This window comes from Mesorhizobium sp. M0016, assembly GCF_040324035.1.
Classification (GTDB): Bacteria; Pseudomonadota; Alphaproteobacteria; order Rhizobiales; family Rhizobiaceae; genus Mesorhizobium.
The window spans coordinates 85,266-105,451 of the sequence record NZ_JAMYVM010000002.1 but is presented as its reverse complement, the minus strand read 5'-3'; the positions used below and the strand labels follow the sequence as shown (position 1 = coordinate 105,451).

Below are 20,186 nucleotides of genomic sequence, written 5' to 3'. Positions count from 1 at the left end.
CCGCTGCGCGGTCACCCTCCCCACAAGGGGAGGGTAAGGGCGCCCTGAATGCATTTCGGACCCCATCTCCTCCTCGCCGCCCTCGAAGGCCTTGTCACCTCAGCCGTGCTGGCGCTGACGGCGCTTGGGCTGTCGCTGGTGTTCGGCGTCATGCGCGTCGTCAACGTCGCCCATGGCGAGTTCTTCATGCTGGGCGCGGTGCTGGCCTGGGCGATCTCGACGGCGATACCCGGCCATCCCACGCTCGGCTTCCTGGCGGCGCTGGTGATTGCGCCGCTGATTGTCGGCGCCATTGCGCTGGTAGCCGAGCGGCTTGTGCTGCGGCGGCTCAATTACAATCCGGAAGCCACCATCGTCGCCACGATCGGCATGCTCTACATCATCCAGCAGCTGGCGTTGAGCTTCTATGGCCCGGAAGCCCGCCCGGTGGAGCCGCCCTTCAGCTACCGCATCCTTTTGCCCTGGTTCGGCTATTCCGGCTACAAGCTGTCGATCATTGCCGCTTCGGCCCTTCTGCTCATCGCCACCTGGCTGGTGCTGACGCGCACCAAGATCGGCCTCATCATGCGCGCCACCCAATATGACAGCGAGACGGCGCAGGCCTTCGGCATTCCGGTCGCCCGCGTCTATGCCGGCGTCTTCGCGCTCGGCGCCATGCTGGCGGCCATCGCCGCCGTGCTGATCGTGCCGATCAGTCAGGCGCACTACCTGATGGGGCAGGACCCGCTGCTGTTGTCCTTCATCGTCGTCATCATCGGCGGCCTCGGCTCGCTGCGCGGCACCGTCGTCGCCGCCGTGCTGATCGGCCTGTCCGACGGCATCATCTCGGTGTTCTTTTCGCCGACTTTGGCCAAGATCATCGCCACGCTGCTGGTGGCCATGGTGCTGGTATTCCGGCCGCAGGGCCTGTTCGGGCAGGCGTCGCGATGAGCGAAGCTTCGCCGGCAAAAGCCTATGCATTGCATCTCGGCGTCATCGCGCTGCTGTTTGCGCTGAGCTTCGTCCTGCCCGACTACCATCATGGCCTGCTGGCCCGCATCATGGTGCTGGCGGTGTTCGCCATGGGCTACAACATGCTGTTCGGCTATGTCGGCCTGCTCAGCCTCGGCCACGCCATGTTCTTCGCCGCCGGGCTCTATGGCGCTGGTCTCGCGGTCATCCATCTCGGCTGGAGCGTGCCTTTGGCTTTCCTCGCCGGCATCGCCTGCGGCGCGCTGCTGGCACTGGTGATCGGCCTGCTGGCGCTGCGCACCACCGGCGTCGCCTTCATGATCGTCACCATGATGTTCGCGCAGGTGTTTTACCTCGTCATCCTCTATTTCGCCGCCTGGACCGGCGGCGACCAGGGTCTGGTCGTGCCGCAGCCGGCGCGGGTTCTGGCCTTCGGCTCGACATCGCTCGACCTCACCAACCCGACCGTGCGCTACATGAGCGCGCTGGCGCTGTTCTCGGTCGTGCTGCTGATCACCCTCGCCATCGTCCGCTCCCGCTATGGCCGCGTGCTGGTCGCGGTGCGCGAGAACGAGGAGCGCACGAAAATGCTGGGCTACGACACCTTCTCCAACAAGCTGATCGCCGTCGTCGTCTCCGGCACCATCTGCGCCGCCTCGGGTGCGGCCTATGCGCTGCTGTTCGGCTATGTCGGCTCGAGCTTTGCCTCGGTGCAGTATTCCATCCTGCCGCTGCTCTGGGTGCTGCTCGGCGGCGCCGCCACGACGCTGGGCGCGCTGCTCGGCACGGTGTTCATGTACTATGTCATCGACACCGCCAGCGGCTACACCTCCGCCTATCTCCTGATCGTCGGTATTGCGCTCATCCTGCTGGTGCTGTTTTTCCCCAAAGGCATTCTGGGCACCATCCGCCAGCGCTGGCTCGGGTGGCTCCCATGATGCCGTTGCTGACCACCAAAGGCCTGGCGCGCAGTTTCGGCGGCCTGCGCGCCGTCGACGGTGTCGATTTTCAGCTGATGCCGGGCGAGATCCGCGCCGTCATCGGCCCCAATGGCGCCGGCAAAACCACCTTCGTCAGCCTGGTCAGCGGCCGCATTCAGCCATCGTCCGGCATGATCGTCTTCGACGGCGCCGACATCACCAGCCAGCCGGCCTATCTCAGGGTGCGCCGGGGCATCGCCTACACCTTCCAGATCACCAGCGTCTTCGCCAACCTCTCTGCCTACGATAATGTCGCGTTGCCGGTGCAGCGCACGCTGACCGATGGCCGCTCGAAAGGTGCGGTGCGCACCGGCGTCATGGCCGCGCTGGAACGCACCGGACTTGCCGGCCGCGCCCATATGCCGGCCGGCCAGCTTTCCTACGGCCACCAGCGCCTGCTGGAAGTCGCGATGGGCCTGGCGCTTAAGCCGCGGCTTTTGATCCTCGACGAGCCGACGCAGGGGCTGGCCGACAGCGAGATCGACAATTTCATCGGACTGGTGCGCGAGATTGCCAAGAGCGCCACCGTGCTCCTGATCGAGCACAACATGCCGGTCGTCATGCAGCTGGCCGACCGCATCACGGTCTTCAACGCCGGCAGGATCCTGGCCGAAGGCACGCCCGAACAGGTTCGCGCCAACACACAGGTGCAGGAAGCCTATCTGGGGACGGCGCCATGAGCGAAGCCCCCAAGACTGAGGCCCCCAAGACTGAGGCCCCCAAGACTGAGGCCCCCAAGACTGAAGCGCTGACCATCTCCAGGCTCGATTGCTTCTATGGCGAGGTTCAGGTGCTCTACGAGCTTGATCTCGTGCTCAACAAGGGCGAGGTGCTGTGCCTGTTCGGTCGCAACGGCGCCGGCAAGACGACGGCGCTGAAAGCAATCATGGGGCTGGTTCCGTCGAGCGCCGGCTCGATCCGGCTCGCCGGCAAGGAGTTGACCGGCCTGCCGGCGCATGAGGTGCCCAAGGCCGGCGTCGCCTATGTACCGCAAGGCAGGCGGCTGTTCGCCGAGATGACGGTGGCGGAAAACATCGAGATCGGTCTGATGGCGCGCGGCAAGGGCAGAGCGACGCGCGAGAGCGTGCTCGATCTCTTCCCGCTGCTGCGCCAGCGGCTGCGCCAGCGCTCCGGCACTTTGTCCGGCGGCGAGCAGCAGATGCTGGCCATGGCCCGTGCGCTTTGCCTTGAGCCGCAGGTGCTGTTGCTAGACGAGCCGACGGAGGGGCTGATGCCGTCGATGATCGCCAAGATCCGCGAGACGGTGGTGAAGCTGCGTGAGCTAGGTGTCTCCACCATTCTGGTCGAACAGCGCGTCGACGCCGTGCTGTCCGTCGCCGACCGCGTCTGCTTCATCGAGAACGGCCGCAACCGCGAGACCGTCGATGTCGAGCAATTGCGCGCCGACCCATCGGCAGTCAGGCGCTATGTCGGCGTCGGCTGATCAGCCGCAAAACAGGGACCCGGCGATCAAAAAGATCGGGATCAGCACCAGGCCCGACCACGCCATGTAGCCGAAGAAGCCCGGCATCTTCACACCGCGGTGTCGGGCAATGGCGTAGACCATGAAGTTGGGTGCATTGCCGATATAGGTGTTGGCGCCCATGAACACCGCGCCGGCCGAGATCGCGGCCAGCGTCGAGGCCGCCTCCGTCATCAGGTGCCGCGCGTCGCCGCCTGCGAGTTCGAAAAACACCAGATAGGTCGGCGCATTGTCGAGGAAGGACGACAGCCCGCCGGTCAGCCAGAAATAGGCGAGATCATTGGGCTGGCCGGTGGGTGACGTCACCAGCGCCACCAGCGGCGCCAGCGCGCCGTCATGGCCGGCGCGAAGGATGGCAATGACCGGCACGATGCAGATGAAGATGCCGGCAAACAGTTTTGCCACCTCCGCGATCGGGCCCCAAGTGAAGCCGTTGGCCTCGCGATGGCTCTTGAGGGAAACGACAAGCGACAGCCCGGCGAGCGCCAGGATGATGGCATCGCGCACCAGGTTCTGCAGTTCGAGGCCGACGCCGAGGATGGAGAAAGTCACGCCCGGCTTCCAGGCAGCTGAAAGCAGGATCGCGGCAATGACGCCGGCCAGCAACGGCAGATTGGCCAGGCCGCGAAGGCGCACCTTCGTATCCGGCGTCGGATCCTTGATCTTCGGCGCGCCCCCTTCACGGCGATGCAGCATGATGTCGATGGCCAGGAAGACAAGCAGCACCAGGCCGCCGGTAAACAGCGTCTCGCGCCAGAGGTTCGCCGACGTCCAGAAGAAGTCGACGCCGCGCAGGAAGCCGACGAACAATGGCGGGTCGCCCAAGGGCGTCAACGAGCCGCCGATGTTGGACACCAGGAAGATGAAGAAGATGACGACATGGGCGTTGAACTGCCGGTTGTCGTTGGCGCGCAGCATCGGCCGGATCAGGATCATCGAGGCGCCGGTGGTGCCGATCACCGAGGCCAGCATCGCCCCGACGAGCAGCAGCCCGGCATTGACCAGCGGCGTGCCATGGATGTTGCCGGCGACAAGGATGCCGCCCGAAATGGTGTAGAGCGCGAACAGCAGGATAATGAAGGACATGTATTCGGTGAGCAGCGTGTGCAGCACGGCTTCACCGGCTACCGGAACGCCGAATGCAACCATCAGCGGGATGACCGCCAGCGCTGCCCAGCCGGCGGCGATCTTGCCGTAATGATGCTCCCAGACATGGTGGAACAGCAGCGGTCCGGTGGCGATCGAGAGCAGCAGGCCGGCGAAAGGCAGCGCCCACCACAGCGACATGGCAGCATCGGGCAGGCCGCGGGCCTCGGCCGCGAAGGCCATTTGCGGAGACACAGCGGAAGCGAGTACACCTGCCGCGAAAGCCTTCCCCAACTGTGTGCAGCCCCCTCGATGCGTCACGATCCAGTCACTCCGAGATCGGGTCTTCGAGCTTCACCCCGGCATCGCGCATCCTCTTCAGCATCGCCTCGACCGAACCGTTTAGATCGATGCCGCGGCACGCGTCGAGCCGCACCGTCGTCTTGAAGCCTTGCTTGACCGCGTCGAGGGCCGAAAAGGCAACGCAGAAGTCGGTCGCCAGGCCAACCAGGGTCACACTGTCGATGCTGCGCTCCTTGAGGTAGCCGGCGAGCCCCGTCGGCGTCTTGTGGTCGTTCTCGAAGAAGGCGGAGTAGCTGTCGATATCAGGGCGAAATCCCTTGCGGATCACCAGCTCGGCCTTGGTCCAGGCGAGCCCCGAGTGAAAATCCGAGCCGAGGCTGCCCTGGATGCAATGGTCCGGCCACAGCGTCTGCGGCCCATAGGGCATCTCGATTGCGCTGAAGGGCTGCGCCCCCGGATGGCTGGAGGCAAAGCTCGAATGTCCGGCCGGGTGCCAGTCCTGCGTCAGCACGACATGCTCGGCATGCCGGATCAGATCGTTGACCAGCGGCACGATTTCGTCGCCGCCGGCAACCGCCAGCGCGCCGCCGGGGCAGAAGTCGTTTTGCAGGTCAATGACAACAAGCGCTTCGTCGGCCATGGCGCCTCTCCTCTTCTACGTCTCGAACGGGGGATCGAGTGAAATACGCCGCTGACGCGACCGGATGCAGAAACTTGACCGGATGGCCGCCTGCGTCAACCTCCTACAGCGCCGCGCGTCCCCTTCGGACGCGCAAAGGACGCTGTAGCACTTTACCTTGCGCAGGATCCTTTCCGAAAATCGATTCCGATTTTTGGGGATCGTGCGCGGACGTAACAAATGCATGGCGGCCGGGTTCCCTTAAACTCCGGCTTTGACAATTTCCGCCAGCTTGATATCATTTGCATACGAATGAATTTGGCCTGATCAGACACTGGCGGGGTTCGGGAAGTCCCCACCTTTGAAGGCCCCAATGGGAAGGCCTATTTTTTTGGAAGGCAAAGGGTGATCCGTTACGCGAAACCCGCCACGCTCGACGAGGCGCTCGCTCTGCTGGGCGAGGGCGCCTGGCGCGTGCTTGCCGGCGGCACCGATTTCTATCCGGCGCAGGGCGCCAAACCGTTCCGCGACAATGTTCTCGATATTAACGGCCTGGTCTCGCTGCGCGGCATTGCCGAGACCGAAACCCATTGGGTTTTGGGCGCCCGCACCACCTGGACCGACCTTGTCCGCCATCCATTGCCGGCGGCTTTCCATGCGCTGAAGCACGCCGCGCGCGAAGTGGGCTCCCTGCAGATCCAGAATGTCGCCTCGATCGCCGGCAATCTCTGCAATGCTTCGCCTGCCGCCGATGGCGTTCCGGGACTGCTGGTGCTGGACGCCGAGGTCGAGCTGCGCTCTGCAGCCGCGACGCGTCATCTGCCGCTGCAGGAGTTCATTCTCGGCAACCGCCGCACCGCTTTGCTGCCGGGCGAACTGGTCACCGGCATCCGCATCACGAAGCGGGCCTCTGCCGGCACGTCGGCCTTCGTCAAGTTCGGTGCGCGGCGCTACCTCGTCATCTCCATCGCCATGGTGGCGGCGCGCCTCGTTGCCGAGAGTGGCATAGTCATGGAAGCCGCTGTCGCGGTCGGGTCCTGCTCGGCCGTCGCCAGGCGGCTCGCCGCTGTCGAAGCCGTGCTGGTGGGCAAGCCTGTCGGCCCGGCACTCGCCGATGCGCTCCTGTCCGCGCCGATGGCCGAGCTCTCGCCGATTGCCGACGTGCGCGGCAGCGCCGAATACCGGCTCGACGCAGCGCGCGAGCTTGTCGCCCGCGCCGTGCTGGGGGCTTGCGGGCTGACGAACGACAACAGCATGGTGGCGGCATGAGCCACTCCGAGATGATTGAAGCCCTGCCTGATCTCGTGCCGGGTTTCGGCCCCGAGCGCGTAGACATCGTCTTCGCGGTCAATGGCGGCGCCGTCTCGGTCAATGTGCCGCCGTTGCGCCGGCTGTCGCAGGTGTTGCGCGATGAATTGCAGCTGACCGGCACCAAGGTCGGCTGCGATGCCGGCGATTGCGGCGCCTGCACGGTGCTGGTCGACGGCGACGCCGTCTGCGCCTGCCTGATGCCGGCGGCCTCCGCAGCCGGGACGTCCGTAACGACCGTCGAAGGCCTCGCCGATGGCCTTCTCTCGGCGCTGCAGGCGTCTTTCCTGGCGCATGGCGCCGCGCAATGCGGCATCTGCACGCCGGCGCTGCTGGTCGCGGCAACGGCGCTGCTGGATGGCACGCCGAATCCGACCGAGACCGAGGTGCAGGATGCGCTGGGCGGCATCCTCTGCCGTTGCACCGGCTACAGAAAGATCATCGCGGCAGTGATGGATGCGGGACGGTTCGAGACGTCGACCGACGGCGCTGCCCCTCATCCGCCTGCCGGCACCTTCACCCCGTATAGTGACGGGGAGAAGGGAAGTGCTCCAGCGCCGACGCTCCCCGCTCCCCGTTCTTCACGGGGAGAGGGTAAGGGTGAGGGGCAGCGCCAACGTCATTCGTTGGAATTCAACTTTGAACGTAGAATGCCAACCACAGGGAATGCTGTAGGCGCCTCCCCGGTCCGGCTCGACGGCGTGCCAAAAGTCACCGGCGCTGAAAAATTCGGCGCCGATGCCTTTCCCGCCGATGCGCTGGCCGTGCTGGTGGTCCGCTCGCCGCATTATCATGCCGGCTTCGCCTTCGGCGACCTGGAGGGCTGGGTGAAGTCGCATCCCGGCATCGTCGGCGTCTTCACCGCCGCCGACATTCCGGGAAAAAACTGTTTCGGCGTCATCGGTCCGTTTGCCGACCAGCCGGCGCTGGCCGAAGGCTTTGCGCGGCTGCGCGGCGAGGCAGTGGCGCTGGTCGCCGGCGAGCGCGAGGCCATGCTCGATCTCGACCTCCAGGATTTCCCGGTCCGCTGGACCGAGCTGCCGCATTTTCTGCAGCCCGGCGACGCGGAGGCAGAAGGGGCGGCGCTCATCCACGCGAACCGCCCGGCCAATTTGTTGACCAAGGGCTTTGTCGAGCGCGGCGACCCCGAGGCGGCGCTTGGCGAGGCTGCCTTCACAGTGTCCGGTGCCATCGACACCTCCTATGTCGAGCACGCCTACATCGAGCCGGAAGCCGGCCATGCCTACATGGACGACGACACGCTGGTCGTCGTCGCCTGCACCCAGGCCCCCTATATGGACCGCGACGAAACGGCGAAGGTGCTCGGTCTTGCCGTCGACAAGGTGCGCATCGTGCCGGCCGCGACCGGCGGCGGCTTCGGCTCGAAACTGGACGTTTCACTGCAGCCGCTCATCGGCCTTGTGGCGCTGAAGACCGGTCGGCCGGCGGCGCTTGCCTACACCCGCACCGAATCGATGATGTCGACCACCAAGCGACATCCCGCCGAGATGAAGGCGACCATCGGCGTAGATGCCGAGGGCCATGTCACCGGCATGGTCTTCACAGGCGATTTCAACACCGGCGCCTATGCCAGCTGGGGCCCGACCGTCGCCAACCGCGTGCCGGTGCATGCCTCCGGTCCCTATGCGACGCCGAACTACCGCGCCGAAGGCCGCGCCATCCACACCCACGGGCCGATTTCCGGCGCCTTCCGTGGCTTCGGCGTGCCGCAGGCGACGATCATGCAGGAGACGCTCTATGATGAGCTCGCCGGCAAGCTTGGCATGGACCGGCTCGATTTTCGGCTGAAGAACTGCCTTCGGAACGGATCCGAAACGGTTACCGGACAGCGACTGGAGTCGGGCGTCGGCATATTCGAGTGCCTCGACTCCTTGCGGCCGCATTGGGCTCGCGCGACGGCCGACGCAGATACATTCAACAATGCCAATACGAGCAAAAAGCGCGGCGTCGGCATCGCGTCCTGCTGGTATGGCTGCGGCAACACCTCGCTGCCCAATCCGTCGACCATAAGGGTCGGTATCTCGCCAGAGGGGGAGGTCATCCTGCATCAGGGCGCCGTCGATATCGGCCAGGGCTCCAACACCGTCATTGCCCAGATCTGCGCCGACGCACTTGGCCTGCCGCTGGAAAAATTCAAGCTGAGAAGCGCCGACACCGCGATCAGCCCGGACGCCGGCAAAACATCGGCCTCGCGCCAGACTTTTGTCACCGGCAAGGCGGCCGAAAAAGCCGGCCGCGCCTTGCGCGAAAAGATCCTGCGCTTTGCCAATGTCTCGGAGAACGCGGCCCTGCAATTGGACGGCCCGGCGATCGTCATTCGTGAGGGCGAAGCCACTCGGCGCATCGATCTCCCCGCCCTGGATGTCGATGCGGACGGCTACGTCTTCCGCGCCGAGGAGACCTACGATCCGCCGACGCTGCCGCTCGATGCCAAGGGCCAGGGCAAGCCTTACGCCGTCTACGGCTATGGCGCGCAGATCGCCGAACTCGAGGTCGACCTCAAGCTCGGCACGGTGAAGCTCTTGAAAATCACCGCCGCGCACGATGTCGGCAAGGCTATCAACCCGCTGCTGGTCGAAGGCCAGATCGAAGGCGGCATCGCGCAAGGCATCGGCATGGCGCTGATGGAGGAATACATCCCCGGTCGCACCGAGAATTTGCACGACTATCTCATCCCGACCATCGGCGATGTGCCTGAGATCGAGCACATATTGATCGAGGTTCCCGATCCGGAGGGACCGTTCGGCGCCAAGGGCCTGGGCGAGCATGTGCTGATCCCGACCGCACCCGCCATCCTCAACGCCATACGCCACGCCACCGGCGTTCTCATCACCAAGGTTCCGGCGACGCCGACGCGCATCCGCGCCGCCATCCGCGAACAAGATGGCATCCGCGACAAGGAGGCACGCCGATGAGCGAGCTTGCCGAACGCTTCGAAACCCACGATCCGGGCGAAAAGCTGGTGGCGGAAAAGATCCGCTGCGATGCCTGTCCGGTGATGTGCTACATCGCCGATGGCCGCACCGGCGCCTGCGACCGCTACGGCAATGTCGGTGGCCGCATCGTGCGTATGGACCCGCTGACCATCCTCGACCATGCGGCAGAGAGTGGCGCCGCGGTCGTGCCCTTCACCGCCGAGGGCGAGCAATGGGACGGCGAACTGGTCAACACCGGCCGCCGCTTCGTCACTGCGATCGGCGCCGGCACCACCTATCCCGACTACAAGCCGGCCCCCTTCATCGTCAGCCAGGAGGTCGAGGGCGTCGATCTGGTGACCGTGGTCACCGAAGGCATTTTTTCGTACTGCGGCGTCAAGGTGAAGATCGACACCGACCGCCATCTCGGTCCCGAAACGGCAATCGTGCGCGCGCAAGGCGAGCCGATCGGCCACGTCACGACAGGCGAGTATGGCTCGCAGATGCTGTCGCTGGGCGGCGTGCATCATCTGACCGGCGGCTCCAAGGCCGAAGGCCGGGCAACCTGTGACGCGATGCTCAGTCTGTGCAATCGCAAGCCGGTCGAACTGACCATCGATGGCGGCGCCACCATCATCGTCGAAGCCGGCAAACCACCTGTCATCGACGGCAAGCAGGAACACCGTATGCGGGTCGGCTGCGGCTCGGCCACGATCGGCATGTTCGCCACGCAATGGCGCGGCCTAGTCGACGAGGTGGTGGTGGTCGACGACCATATCACCGGCGTTGTCTCCGAGCATCAGGCCGGCAAGGTGCTGGGCTGGCAGGACACCGGCATCAAGATCATCGGCCGCCGCTCGACGCCGGGCCGCTATTTCAAGGTCTCCGAGCCCGGCCTTGGCTGGGGCGGCACCTCGATTTCCGACCCGCTGTCGATCCTCGGCGGATGGAACGCCAAGAAGGGCGCCCGCCCCGGCCTGTCGCTGCTGATGGTGTCGACCACCGGCGAGCAGTTCGCCTATTACGAACTCGACGACGAGTTGAAGCCGGTTGAAAAACCGTTCCCCGAGCGGCTGCAGAAATCGGTCGGCCTGATCGAGGACAATTGCGAGCCGGCGCTCTGCACCGTGCTGTTCATCGGCGGCGCCGGCGGTTCGCTGCGCGCCGGCGTCACCGAAAACCCGGTCAATCTCACCCGCTCGGTGCAGGGCTTGAAGACCTATGTTACCGTTGGCGGCGCGCCGGTCTATGTCTGGCCGGGCGGCGGCATCACGCTGATGGTCGACGTCATGCGCGTGCCGGAAGGCGCGTTCGGTTATGTCCCGACCCCGGCACTGGTGGCGCCGATCGAATTCACGCTGCGTCGCGACGACTATGTCCGGCTGGGCGGCTACGAGGCCGAGATACGAAGCGTCGAGGATATCGTTGCCAAAGGCGGCGAGTATCTCAACCCGCGTCGCGGCTCAGCCGCCGAGGCTCAAAACCCATGGCCGCCGCTCGCGCAATTGCGCCGCGTCGGCTCGAACGGGGCCACCTGATGCAAGGCCCGCAAGTCCACTGGCTGCAGGACGGTAAGCGGCTGCACCTCAACCACGGGCCGATCGACCTGATCGTCGAAGCCTTTGGTGAGGCGGCTGAGTGTCGTGCCGCCTACGATCAGGCGATCGAGCGCTTCCAGACGATCCTGATCGAGTTGGTCGAGGAGCTTCCCGAATTGCGGCTGCCGGCATTTTTCCTGGCGCCGCGCACCTTCGCCGGCCCGACGGCGCGGCGCATGGAAGCAGCCGTCATGCCCTTGGCGGAATGCTTCATCACGCCGATGGCCGCCGTCGCCGGATCGGTAGCCGACGAAATGCTCTCGGCATTGCTTGCCGGTCGCAGACTCGACCGGGCCTATGTCAACAATGGCGGCGACAGCGCCCTCCATATCGGCAAGGGCCAGTCGATGAACCTGGCGATCGCCGGCACCGGCAACGGCATGGCCGACCGCCTCACCATTCGCTCGGCGGACGGCGTGCGCGGCGTCGCCACCAGCGGCTGGCGCGGCCGTTCGTTCTCGCTTGGCATTGCCGACGCCGTCACCGTGCTGGCGCACACCGGCGCCGAGGCCGATGCGGCCGCGACACTCATTGCCAACGCCGTCGACCTGCCCGGCAATCCCGCCATCAAGCGCATTCCCGCGCAGGACTTGGTGCCCGACAGCGATCTCGGCGCGCGGCTGGTGACACAAGCCGTCGGCATGCTCGCGCGTGGCGATGTGGAGCGGGCGCTGGACAATGGCCTTGCCGTCGCCGAAGATTTTCGCCGGCGCGGCCTGATTGCCGCATCGGCGCTGTTTCTAGGTGGGGAAGCCCGCATCAGTGGTTCCATGGCGCTTGCCGCGCCCAACAAAAATCCAGGGAAGGAAGTTGCCCATGCCTGAGTTTCCGATCCGCAAGATTGCGGTTCTGACCGAAGAGATTTTTCACGATGGCGGCCCGGTCGCAGCTGCGCCGCGCCGCCGCGCGGCGGCCGTGGCGCTGGTGAAGAACCCGTTCGCCGGCCGCTACGTCGAAGAACTGCAGAGCGCCATGGACGATCTGAAGCCGCTTGGCCTGCTGCTCACCGACAAGCTCATTGCCGCATTGGGCGGCGACATCAAGCAGATCGACGCCTACGGCAAGGGCACCATTGTCGGCTCGTCGGGGGAGCTGGAGCACGGCGCGCTGTGGCATGTGCCCGGCGGTTACGCCATGCGCGAGCGGCTGGGCGACGCCAAGGCGATCGTGCCGTCGGCAACCAAGGTCGGCGCCTTCGGCTCGCGGCTCGACGTGCCGCTCGGCCACACCAACGCCGCCTATGTGCGTAGCCATTTCGACGCCATGGAGGTCGGTCTCAGCGACGGGCCGCGCGCCGACGAAATCCTGTTCTGCCTCGCCATGAGCTGCGGCCCCCGCGTGCACGACCGCATGGGCGGCCTGGCGGTCGGCGACATCAAGGCCTGGGACGGCTTGCGATGAGCGGCGGGGACAATCTTCTCAAGCTCGTCGAGGCCGAAGAGCCCGACGAACATGACTACCGCCTGCAGGAGCAGGTCGGCTTCATCCTGCGCAAGGCGCATCAGCGCCATGTCTCGATCTTTGCCGCCCAGATCAGCGACCTGACGCCGCCGCAATTCGCTGCACTTGCCAAGCTGCACGATGTCGGCGAGACCTCGCAGAACCAGTTGGGCACGCTGATCGCCATGGATGCGGCGACGGTCAAGGGCGTCATCGACCGGCTGAAGGCGCGTGGCCTGGTCGATCTGACCAAACACGAGGTCGACAAGAGGCGGCTGCTGGTCAACCTCACGCCAGAGGGACGCGAGGCGATCGAACGGCTGATCCCGTTGGCCCGCGCCATCACCCAGGAGACACTGGCGCCGCTGACGGTCAAGGAAGCGGCCACGTTTATGCGGCTGCTAGCGAAGTTAGCCTGATTTAGGCCCGCAGCCGAGCGCCTTCAGGATCGAAGAATGGCATCGGCGCCACCACCGCGCGGGTCGGCTTGCCGTCAATGTCGATGCTGAGTTCGGTCCCGATGGCGGTGAACGGCAGCCGCAAATGCGCCGTCGCCAGAACTTTGCCTAAGGAATAGCCGTGATCGCTGTAGGTGACGACGCCGGCATCCTCGCCGTCGGCGAAAACCCTGGCATCCGTCGCGGCCGGCTTGTCACCGTCGAGAATCAGCCCGGTCCAGCGTTCGTCGAGCCCCTTGTCGCGAATTTTGAGCAATGCCTCGCGGCCGATGAACTCGCCCTTGTCGAACTTGATCCAGCGATCGAGCCCGACATGGAAGGGCGTACGGCTCTCGTCCATGTCGATGCCATGCGCCGGATAGGCCTTTTCCAGCCCGAGCGTGAACATGGCCAGCACGCCGTATGGCTTCAAGCCGAAATCGCCGCCGGTCCGCACCAGCGCGTCCCAGACGGAAGTCGCCTCGTCCGCCGGCACGAACAGTTCGAAGCCGAGCTCGCCGGTCACCCCGGTGCGTGAGATCAGGACTTTGGTCTCGCCGACGCGCCCTGAAGTGAACGCCCAGCGTTTCAACTCATCGAGATCGGCATCCGAAACCAGTGCTTTCAGCAGCTCGCGGGAGCGCGGCCCCTGTATGGTCGGGAAGGCGACGGCCGCGGTGATGTCGGTGACATAGGCCTTTCGCGCTTCAGCATGATGCTGCAGCCAGGGCAGCATCTTCAGCCGGTTGACCGAGCCGGTCACCAGCATGAAATGCTCAGGCGCCAGCCGGAACACGGTGAGGTCGTCCATGATGCCGCCATCGTCGCGGCAGACGGTGGAATAGCGCACCTGGCCGGGGCTCATCGCGGCCGCATCGTTGACGATAACGTGGTTGACCAGCGCCTCCGCTTCCGGCCCCTTGATGTCCATCTTGCCCATGGTGCTGAGATCCTGCACGCCGACATTCTTGCGCGTGTTCAGATGCTCGTCGGCGATGCCGGAATAAGTTTTGGCCGAGACGAAGTCGCCGCCGACCCGGCCCATCGTGGCGCCGAGGCCAACGATGCTGGTGTAGAAAGGGGAGCGCCGCTCAACCAAGAAACTTCTCCGTCATCTCATGAAAACGGCAGCGCCGGGTGGCGCTGCCGAGGTCGGGTTGGCTGAGGGATTAACCCCCGTAGACGTCGAAGGCGAAGTACTTGTCGTTGATTTCCTTGTACTTGCCGTTGGCGCGCAGCGCCTCGATTGCGGCATTGAACTTGTCGGCAAGTTCCTTGTTGCCCTTTTGCAGGGCGATGCCGACGCCGGGGCCGTGAATGGCCGGATCGGCGGTCAGCGTGCCGAGCAATTTGCAGCAGGCGCCATCGGGCTTCTTCAGCCATTCGGTCAGGATGATCGAGCCGTCCATCATCGCGTCGAGCCGGCCATTGGCCATGTCGGTGCGGGCGTCGTCGCCCGTCGGATAGGCTTTCACGGTCGAGCCGGAGTATTTCTGCTCGGCGAAATTCTGGTGGATGGTTGCGCTCTGCACGCCCAGCACCTTGCCCTTCAGATCGTCCGGCGATGTGCCGGCGATGGTCGAATCCTTCGGCACGGCGATGGCCGGCGGCGTCTGGTAATATTTGTGGGTGAACTCGACCTTCTCGGCCCGTTCCGGCGTGATGGTGATGTTGATGATGGCGTCGAACTTGCCGGCCTGCAGCGCCGGAATGGAACCATCGAAATCCTGTACGGAGAATTCGCACTCGGCCTTCATCTCGGCACACAGCGCCTTGCCGAGGTCGATGTCGAAGCCGCCCAGCGTGCCGTCCGAATTGGCATAGTTGAAGGGCGGATAGGCGCCCTCGGTCCCGATCCTGAGTTTCTCGGCGGAGGCAGCACCGGTCCCAAGCAGCAGGGCGGCGGAAGCGGCAAGCACGAAACGACCGAAAAGACGCATGTTCCTGATCTCCGTTGACTAAGCAATTCCAGGGAAGGTGTTGGCGGTTTCCCGTCCGGAATTGCGCGAAAACAAGGATAGAAGTCTATGGTCTTTTGCAGACTCCACGGAGACGGAAACGACATGCTCTGCGGCGATCACGGCGCGGCAAGCCGTCCTTCCCCAGGAATCTTACTGTGATCTAAATTACAGACCGATCATGGACATCGGCGCATGCTCAGCCGGACATAGGCGGTCATGGGAGGGACCTGGGGATGGACCAGCAGGAATTCGTGCAGGAAGCCGCGCAACGGCGCATCGACGACGACATCGCCAAGCGCATCAGGGTTCACCAAGCCAACATCGAGCGGCTCGAAACCGCAAGGGAAAGCGCCGGCAATCTCGAGGCGGCCGTCGCCAACCGGCCGCTGGTGATGCTGGCGCAGGGCGATTCCTGGTTCGACTATCCGCTCACCGGTAACGGCTTTCCGTTCGTCGACACCGACGTGATCGCGCAGCTGCGACGCATCGGCTCGATGCCGCCGACCATCCTCAACCTTGCCCATCATGGCGATGCGGCGACCGACGAGATGTCGCTGCCCAAGCAGCAGCGCATGATCGCCGCCCTGCGCAACAAGGCCAACTGGCTGGACGGCAAGCCCGATGCCATCCTGTTCTCTGCCGGTGGCAACGACATTGCCGGCGACCAGTTCTGCATCTTCCTCGACTTCAATGACGGCCACGCCCCCGGGCTGAACAAGAACCGCTTCACCAAGGCGCTCGGCATGGTCGAGGCCTGCTATCTCGATTTGTTCGCGCTGCGCGACCGCGTCGCGCCAGGCGTGCCGATCTTTGGCCATTGCTATGATTTTCCGATCCCGAACGGAGCGCATCCGTCCTGTGTCGGCCCGTGGCTGAAACCGTCGCTCGATTTCTGCAACTGGACGGTCGCCAAGGGCACGGTCATCGTTCACGACGCGCTGGCGGCGTTCCGCGATGTGGTGAAGCGCCTGGCTGACGATCCCAACAACAATTTCCATCTGGTCGACACGCAGGGAACGTTGAAGGTGGCCGACTGGGCCAACGAACTGCATCCCGATCCCGCCGGCTTCAAGAAGATCGCGCAGAAATTCGCCGATGCGCTGAAGGCCAAGCTGCAGAGCTGACGCGGCTCGGGCCTGTCGGCTGTCAGGTTCCGAACAGCTCTTTGGCTTGTTCATCGGTGTAGTAACCAAGCCTGATGTCTTCGGCGACCAGTTTCGGGTCGCGCTCACGCGGATCGCCATAGCCGCCACCGCCCGGTGTGCCGACGCGCACGCGGTCGCCGGCCTTGAGCGCGATGTCCTGCTCCTTGGATAGATGCGGCGGCACATGTGCCTCGCCGTCGCGGAACACGGTCACCGTGTTCACCGCGCCGTCCTTGCCGCCGAGCGCGCCTTGCGGGCCGAAACGGCCATGGTCCATGACGAAGGACGCGCGCGCTTCGCCTCGCAAGATCTCGACCTCATAGGCGAGGCCGAAGCCGCCGCGCTGCTTGCCGGCGCCGCCCGAGCCTTCGCGCAAGGCATAGTGGCGGTAGAGCACAGGAAACGCCTGCTCCATGATCTCGACCGGCGGTGATTTGGAAATGCCGATGGTCGAGCAGCCATTGGTCAGGCCGTCATGGCCGGAATTGCCGCCATAGCCGCCGCCGGAGATCTGATACATCACATAGTCGCGGCCGCGCGCCGGATCGTTGCCGCCCAGCGCGAAATTGCCGCTGGAGCCGGCGGGCGCGGCCGTTACCTTTTCCGGCAGCGCCTGCACCATCGCCGCGAACACCGCCTCGGCGATGCGCTGCGAGACTTCAGCCGCACAGCCGGAGACGGGACGCGGGTATTTGGCGTCGAGGAACGTGCCTTCCGGCCGCTTGACGATCAGGGGCTCGAAAGCGCCGGCGCTGATCGGCACATCAGGGAAAATATGGCGCATGGCGAGATAGACCGACGACAATGTCGTCGCCAGCACGCTGTTCATCGGCCCCGCGCATGGTTTTGACGAGCCGGTAAAATCGAAGGTCAGCGTGTCGCCCTGCTTCTCGACCGCGAGCGCGATGGTCAGCGGTTCGTTGACCACACCGTCCGAGTCGACAAAGGCCTTCGAACTGTATGTGCCGTCGGGAATGGCGGAGATGTTGGCGCGCATCTGCTCGGCGGCGCGGCGACGCAGTTCGGCGATCGCCCCGACAACAGTTTCGTCGCCGTAACGATCGAGGATTCCATTGAGCCGGTCCTGACCGATCAGCAGTGCTGCGGCCTGCGCTCTTATATCGCCGATGCGCTGGTCGGCGACGCGGATGTTGGAGCAGATGATGGCGTAGATTTCGGTGTCGAGCACGCCCTTCTTGAACAGCTTGACCGGCGGCAGCCGCAGGCCTTCCTGCTCGACGGCTGTGGCGGAGGCGGAGAAGCCGCCCGGCACCGAGCCACCGATATCGGGCCAGTGGCCGGTATTCGATAGCCAGCAAAATATCTTGCCGTCGCGGTAGGCCGGCATGGCGAAGCGCACGTCCATGAGATGTGTGCCGCCGAGATAAGGATCGTTGACGATATAGATGTCGCCCGGCTCAGGCGGCAGGCAGCGGCCGTTGGCGATCATCTCGATCACAGTCCTGGTCGAATACTGCATGACGCCGACGAACACCGGCAGGCCCTGGCTGCCTTGTGCGATCAACGAGCCGTCGACGGCGGAGTAGATGCCGTCGGAGCGGTCATTTGCTTCGGCGATGACAGGCGAGAAGGCAGCGCGGGAGAAAGTAAGATCCATCTCGTCGCAGACCTGCTGCAAGGCTGCCTGCAGGACCGAAAGCGTGATGGCGTCGAGCTTTTGCATCTCAGGCCTCGCCGATATCGATGATGATGTTGCCGTCGGCGTCCGATCTTGCGCGGTCGCCGGGTTCGAGCACGGTGGTGGCGTCCATCTGTTCGAGGATCGCCGGCCCTTCGATGACGGCATCGGGCGGCAACTTTTCGCGTGCGTATATCGGCGTATCGTGCCAGCGCCCTGCGTACCAGACAGGCCTTGTTTCGCGCAGCGCCTCGTCTAGCGTCTTTGTACGTCCGGCCGGGTCGATCAGCCGTGACAGGTCGATCGCCGGCCGCACGCCCGTCACCGACGTGTTGAGGTTGACCAGATTGGCGCGGATCTCCGGCAACTCGACCTTGAAGCGGGCGAAATAGGCTTTTTCGAACAGCGCCTGCAACTCTTGCCTTGTCACCGATGAAGACGGCAGCGCCACGTTGATGATGTGGGTTTGGCCGACGAACTGCATGTCGGCGGAATGCGTGACGCGGATCGTTTCCGGCTTCACCGCTTCCTTGCCGATCAGTTCCTCGCCTTCCCCGCGGTGACGTTCCAGCACCTCGCGAAGCCTGGCTTCATCGAGCACGGCGACCGGCTGGTTGATGGTGTTGACGAAGTCATGGCGCAGATCGGCCACGACGCAGCCGAGCGCATTGGTGATGCCCGGACGCGCCGGCACCAGCACACGGGGCAGGCCGAGTTCGCGCGCCAGGGCGGAGGCATGCAGCGGCCCGGCGCCACCGAAGGCGAACAGCGCGAAATCGCGCGGATCATGGCCGCGCGACACCGAGACCATGCGGATGGCGCCGGCCATTTTCATGTTGCCGAGCCGCAGGATTGCACCCGCCGCCTCGACGCCGGAGAGGCCGGTGGCCTTGCCTATTCTGTTCTCGAAAATGCCGGTGACCCGCTCGACGGTGACCGGATTTTCGACCGCCAGCAGTTTTTTCGGCGCCAGCCGTCCCAGCACCAGATTGGCGTCGGTGATGGTCGGCTCCAAGCCGCCGCGGCCGTAGCAGATCGGACCGGGATTGGCGCCGGCACTTTCCGGGCCGATCTGGATCAGGCCGGCCGCATCAACGCGCGCGATCGAGCCGCCGCCGGCGCCGACCGTATGCACCGCCACCATCGGCACATGGATCGGCATCGCATATTCGATCTCGATCTCGTTCGAGACGGCGGGCTCCGCATTGCGGATCAGCGCCACATCGGTCGAGGTGCCGCCCATGTCGTAGGTGACGAGGTTTTCAAAGCCGGCACGCTTGCCCGTATAGGCGGCGGCGATGACACCCGAGGCTGGTCCGGACATCACGGTCTTGGCCGATTCCCTGGTGACGAAACGGGCCGAGATCATGCCGCCATTGCCGTTCATGATCAGGAAGTCGCGGGCGTAACCTTTGGCGGCCAATTCCTTGCGCAGCCGCTCGACATAGCGCTCGAGGATCGGCTGCACCGAGGCGTTGACCGCGGCGGTCACGCCGCGCTCGAATTCGCGGGCTTCCGACAGCAGCGCATGGCCAGTCGTGATGTAGCCGTTCGGCCAAAGCTCGGCGGCGATTTCGGCTGCGCGCCGCTCATGCGAAGGGTTGGCGTAGGAATGCAGGAAATGGATGACCAGGGACTCGCAGCCGGCCACGATCAGCGTCTTCACGGCGTCGCGCATCTCGGTCTCATCGAGCGGGGTGCGCACCGCGCCGGATGCTTCGACGCGCTCCGAGACTTCGAGCCGGAGATCGCGCGGGATGATCGGAACGAAGGTGCCGGTCATGCCATAGGGCTGCGGCCGTGTGCGCCGTCCCAACTCGATCACGTCGCGAAAACCGCGCGTGGTGATCATGCCGGTTTTCGCCAGCCGGCGTTCCAGAACCGCATTGGTGGTGGTGGTCGTGCCATGCACGATGAGGTCGATGCCGTCTATGGCAAAGCCTGTGGCGCCCAGCGCTGAAACCACGCCGAACGCCTGGTTGTCGACCGTCGTCGGCGTCTTGGCGATATGCACCTTTCCGCCGTCATTTCCGTCGATCAAAATGAGGTCGGTGAAGGTTCCGCCAACATCGATGCCGGCAACGACGTGACCCAGGGAATCCGGTTGTTGCACCGAAAAATTCTCTTTCATTGTCGAAATCCGAAATGGCGGAACTACGAATATGCCGCAGTTTGGAAAGCTGTTTTAGCGTGGTATCTTGACACAAATATCGTTTGTATACTAATAAATTTGGGACACAAGAGCTCTCTGCTTTGGAGTGTGTGAACGGCTCGCCGGGACCTGAATGGTCTGGGCGCGC

Annotated in this window: 17 protein-coding genes; 11 read left to right on the top strand and 6 right to left on the bottom strand. The window is 64.7% G+C overall.

The features are described from left to right. Nucleotides 1–48 precede the first annotated feature (48 nt). Genes NKJ88_RS03255 through NKJ88_RS03240 form a run of 4 tightly spaced genes read left to right on the top strand, consistent with a single transcriptional unit; the run spans nt 49 to nt 3,375 of the window. Nucleotides 49–930 carry a branched-chain amino acid ABC transporter permease gene (locus NKJ88_RS03255; RefSeq protein ID WP_352443563.1) on the top strand — a complete coding sequence of 294 codons (882 nt, stop codon included), beginning with the start codon at nt 49–51 and terminating at the stop codon, nt 928–930. After that, nucleotides 927–1,889: a branched-chain amino acid ABC transporter permease gene (locus NKJ88_RS03250; protein ID WP_352443562.1), complete on the top strand. Its 963-nt coding sequence runs from the start codon at nt 927–929 to the stop codon at nt 1,887–1,889. Before NKJ88_RS03255 ends, NKJ88_RS03250 begins: the two co-directional genes overlap by 4 nt. Beyond that, nucleotides 1,886–2,611, top strand: a complete 726-nt coding sequence (locus tag NKJ88_RS03245; RefSeq protein WP_023693111.1) for an ABC transporter ATP-binding protein — start codon at nt 1,886–1,888, stop codon at nt 2,609–2,611. The genes NKJ88_RS03250 and NKJ88_RS03245 overlap by 4 nt, the downstream gene beginning before the upstream one ends. Continuing rightward, nucleotides 2,608–3,375, top strand: a complete 768-nt coding sequence (locus tag NKJ88_RS03240) for an ABC transporter ATP-binding protein (RefSeq protein WP_352443561.1) — start codon at nt 2,608–2,610, stop codon at nt 3,373–3,375. Before NKJ88_RS03245 ends, NKJ88_RS03240 begins: the two co-directional genes overlap by 4 nt. Here NKJ88_RS03240 and NKJ88_RS03235 read toward each other — a convergent pair whose 3' ends face one another. Together NKJ88_RS03235 and pncA are read right to left on the bottom strand one after the other, a co-directional pair. After that, nucleotides 3,376–4,743 carry a sodium:proton antiporter gene (locus tag NKJ88_RS03235; RefSeq protein ID WP_352443560.1) on the bottom strand — a complete coding sequence of 456 codons (1,368 nt, stop codon included), beginning with the start codon at nt 4,741–4,743 and terminating at the stop codon, nt 3,376–3,378. Nucleotides 4,744–4,828: 85 nt separating this feature from the next. Next, nucleotides 4,829–5,443, bottom strand: coding sequence for a bifunctional nicotinamidase/pyrazinamidase (gene pncA, locus NKJ88_RS03230; protein ID WP_023683560.1), 615 nt, complete (start codon nt 5,441–5,443; stop codon nt 4,829–4,831). Between the two features lie 384 nt (nt 5,444–5,827). On the opposite strand from pncA, the gene NKJ88_RS03225 reads away from it, so the two are divergent. Genes NKJ88_RS03225 through NKJ88_RS03200 form a run of 6 tightly spaced genes read left to right on the top strand, consistent with a single transcriptional unit; the run spans nt 5,828 to nt 13,123 of the window. Beyond that, a complete protein-coding gene (locus NKJ88_RS03225; RefSeq protein WP_352443559.1) occupies nt 5,828–6,691 on the top strand; it encodes an FAD binding domain-containing protein in 864 nt (287 codons plus the stop codon). An 11-nt stretch (nt 6,692–6,702) separates the two neighbouring features. Further along, nucleotides 6,703–9,666 (top strand): molybdopterin-dependent oxidoreductase, encoded by a 2,964-nt coding sequence (locus NKJ88_RS03220; RefSeq protein ID WP_031199355.1) that lies wholly within the window; start codon nt 6,703–6,705, stop codon nt 9,664–9,666. Further along, on the top strand, nt 9,663–11,204 hold the full coding sequence (locus tag NKJ88_RS03215) for a hypothetical protein (protein WP_023703689.1): 1,542 nt from the start codon (nt 9,663–9,665) through the stop codon (nt 11,202–11,204). Before NKJ88_RS03220 ends, NKJ88_RS03215 begins: the two co-directional genes overlap by 4 nt. Beyond that, nucleotides 11,204–12,088 carry a UPF0280 family protein gene (locus tag NKJ88_RS03210; RefSeq protein WP_023815982.1) on the top strand — a complete coding sequence of 295 codons (885 nt, stop codon included), beginning with the start codon at nt 11,204–11,206 and terminating at the stop codon, nt 12,086–12,088. The genes NKJ88_RS03215 and NKJ88_RS03210 overlap by 1 nt, the downstream gene beginning before the upstream one ends. Next, nucleotides 12,081–12,665: an amino acid synthesis family protein gene (locus tag NKJ88_RS03205; protein ID WP_023806235.1), complete on the top strand. Its 585-nt coding sequence runs from the start codon at nt 12,081–12,083 to the stop codon at nt 12,663–12,665. Before NKJ88_RS03210 ends, NKJ88_RS03205 begins: the two co-directional genes overlap by 8 nt. After that, nucleotides 12,662–13,123, top strand: a complete 462-nt coding sequence (locus tag NKJ88_RS03200) for a MarR family winged helix-turn-helix transcriptional regulator (protein ID WP_023736893.1) — start codon at nt 12,662–12,664, stop codon at nt 13,121–13,123. Before NKJ88_RS03205 ends, NKJ88_RS03200 begins: the two co-directional genes overlap by 4 nt. 1 nt (nt 13,124) lies before the next feature. Here the strand turns inward: NKJ88_RS03200 and NKJ88_RS03195 are convergent, their stop codons facing one another. Together NKJ88_RS03195 and NKJ88_RS03190 are read right to left on the bottom strand one after the other, a co-directional pair. Further along, entirely contained in the window at nt 13,125–14,240 is a 1,116-nt protein-coding gene (locus NKJ88_RS03195; protein WP_023736892.1) for an aminomethyl transferase family protein, read from the bottom strand. Between the two features lie 70 nt (nt 14,241–14,310). After that, nucleotides 14,311–15,081: an ABC transporter substrate-binding protein gene (locus tag NKJ88_RS03190; protein WP_023671296.1), complete on the bottom strand. Its 771-nt coding sequence runs from the start codon at nt 15,079–15,081 to the stop codon at nt 14,311–14,313. 254 nt (nt 15,082–15,335) lie between these two features. Here NKJ88_RS03190 and NKJ88_RS03185 point away from each other — a divergent pair, with 254 nt between their 5' ends. Further along, nucleotides 15,336–16,226, top strand: a complete 891-nt coding sequence (locus tag NKJ88_RS03185) for an SGNH/GDSL hydrolase family protein (protein WP_023736891.1) — start codon at nt 15,336–15,338, stop codon at nt 16,224–16,226. Between the two features lie 22 nt (nt 16,227–16,248). Here NKJ88_RS03185 and NKJ88_RS03180 read toward each other — a convergent pair whose 3' ends face one another. Both NKJ88_RS03180 and NKJ88_RS03175 read right to left on the bottom strand, forming a co-directional pair. Next, the gene (locus NKJ88_RS03180) at nt 16,249–17,931 is read right to left on the bottom strand and encodes a hydantoinase B/oxoprolinase family protein (protein ID WP_023806232.1); all 1,683 of its coding nucleotides are present in this window, start codon (nt 17,929–17,931) and stop codon (nt 16,249–16,251) included. A 1-nt stretch (nt 17,932) separates the two neighbouring features. Next, nucleotides 17,933–20,017 (bottom strand): hydantoinase/oxoprolinase family protein, encoded by a 2,085-nt coding sequence (locus tag NKJ88_RS03175; RefSeq protein ID WP_352443558.1) that lies wholly within the window; start codon nt 20,015–20,017, stop codon nt 17,933–17,935. Nucleotides 20,018–20,186 lie beyond the last annotated feature (169 nt).

What these genes read in the sequence shown, in the direction of transcription:
- NKJ88_RS03255 (WP_352443563.1), top strand. Translation starts at nt 49, where the DNA reads ATGCATTTCGGACCCCATCTCCTCCTCGCCGCCCTCGAAGGCCTTGTC.
- NKJ88_RS03250 (WP_352443562.1), top strand. Translation starts at nt 927, where the DNA reads ATGAGCGAAGCTTCGCCGGCAAAAGCCTATGCATTGCATCTCGGCGTC.
- NKJ88_RS03245 (WP_023693111.1), top strand. Translation starts at nt 1,886, where the DNA reads ATGATGCCGTTGCTGACCACCAAAGGCCTGGCGCGCAGTTTCGGCGGC.
- NKJ88_RS03240 (WP_352443561.1), top strand. Translation starts at nt 2,608, where the DNA reads ATGAGCGAAGCCCCCAAGACTGAGGCCCCCAAGACTGAGGCCCCCAAG.
- NKJ88_RS03235 (WP_352443560.1), bottom strand. Translation starts at nt 4,743, where the DNA reads ATGGCCTTCGCGGCCGAGGCCCGCGGCCTGCCCGATGCTGCCATGTCG.
- pncA (WP_023683560.1), bottom strand. Translation starts at nt 5,443, where the DNA reads ATGGCCGACGAAGCGCTTGTTGTCATTGACCTGCAAAACGACTTCTGC.
- NKJ88_RS03220 (WP_031199355.1), top strand. Translation starts at nt 6,703, where the DNA reads ATGATTGAAGCCCTGCCTGATCTCGTGCCGGGTTTCGGCCCCGAGCGC.
- NKJ88_RS03215 (WP_023703689.1), top strand. Translation starts at nt 9,663, where the DNA reads ATGAGCGAGCTTGCCGAACGCTTCGAAACCCACGATCCGGGCGAAAAG.
- NKJ88_RS03210 (WP_023815982.1), top strand. Translation starts at nt 11,204, where the DNA reads ATGCAAGGCCCGCAAGTCCACTGGCTGCAGGACGGTAAGCGGCTGCAC.
- NKJ88_RS03205 (WP_023806235.1), top strand. Translation starts at nt 12,081, where the DNA reads ATGCCTGAGTTTCCGATCCGCAAGATTGCGGTTCTGACCGAAGAGATT.
- NKJ88_RS03200 (WP_023736893.1), top strand. Translation starts at nt 12,662, where the DNA reads ATGAGCGGCGGGGACAATCTTCTCAAGCTCGTCGAGGCCGAAGAGCCC.
- NKJ88_RS03190 (WP_023671296.1), bottom strand. Translation starts at nt 15,081, where the DNA reads ATGCGTCTTTTCGGTCGTTTCGTGCTTGCCGCTTCCGCCGCCCTGCTG.
- NKJ88_RS03185 (WP_023736891.1), top strand. Translation starts at nt 15,336, where the DNA reads ATGGACCAGCAGGAATTCGTGCAGGAAGCCGCGCAACGGCGCATCGAC.
- NKJ88_RS03180 (WP_023806232.1), bottom strand. Translation starts at nt 17,931, where the DNA reads ATGCAAAAGCTCGACGCCATCACGCTTTCGGTCCTGCAGGCAGCCTTG.
- NKJ88_RS03175 (WP_352443558.1), bottom strand. Translation starts at nt 20,017, where the DNA reads ATGAAAGAGAATTTTTCGGTGCAACAACCGGATTCCCTGGGTCACGTC.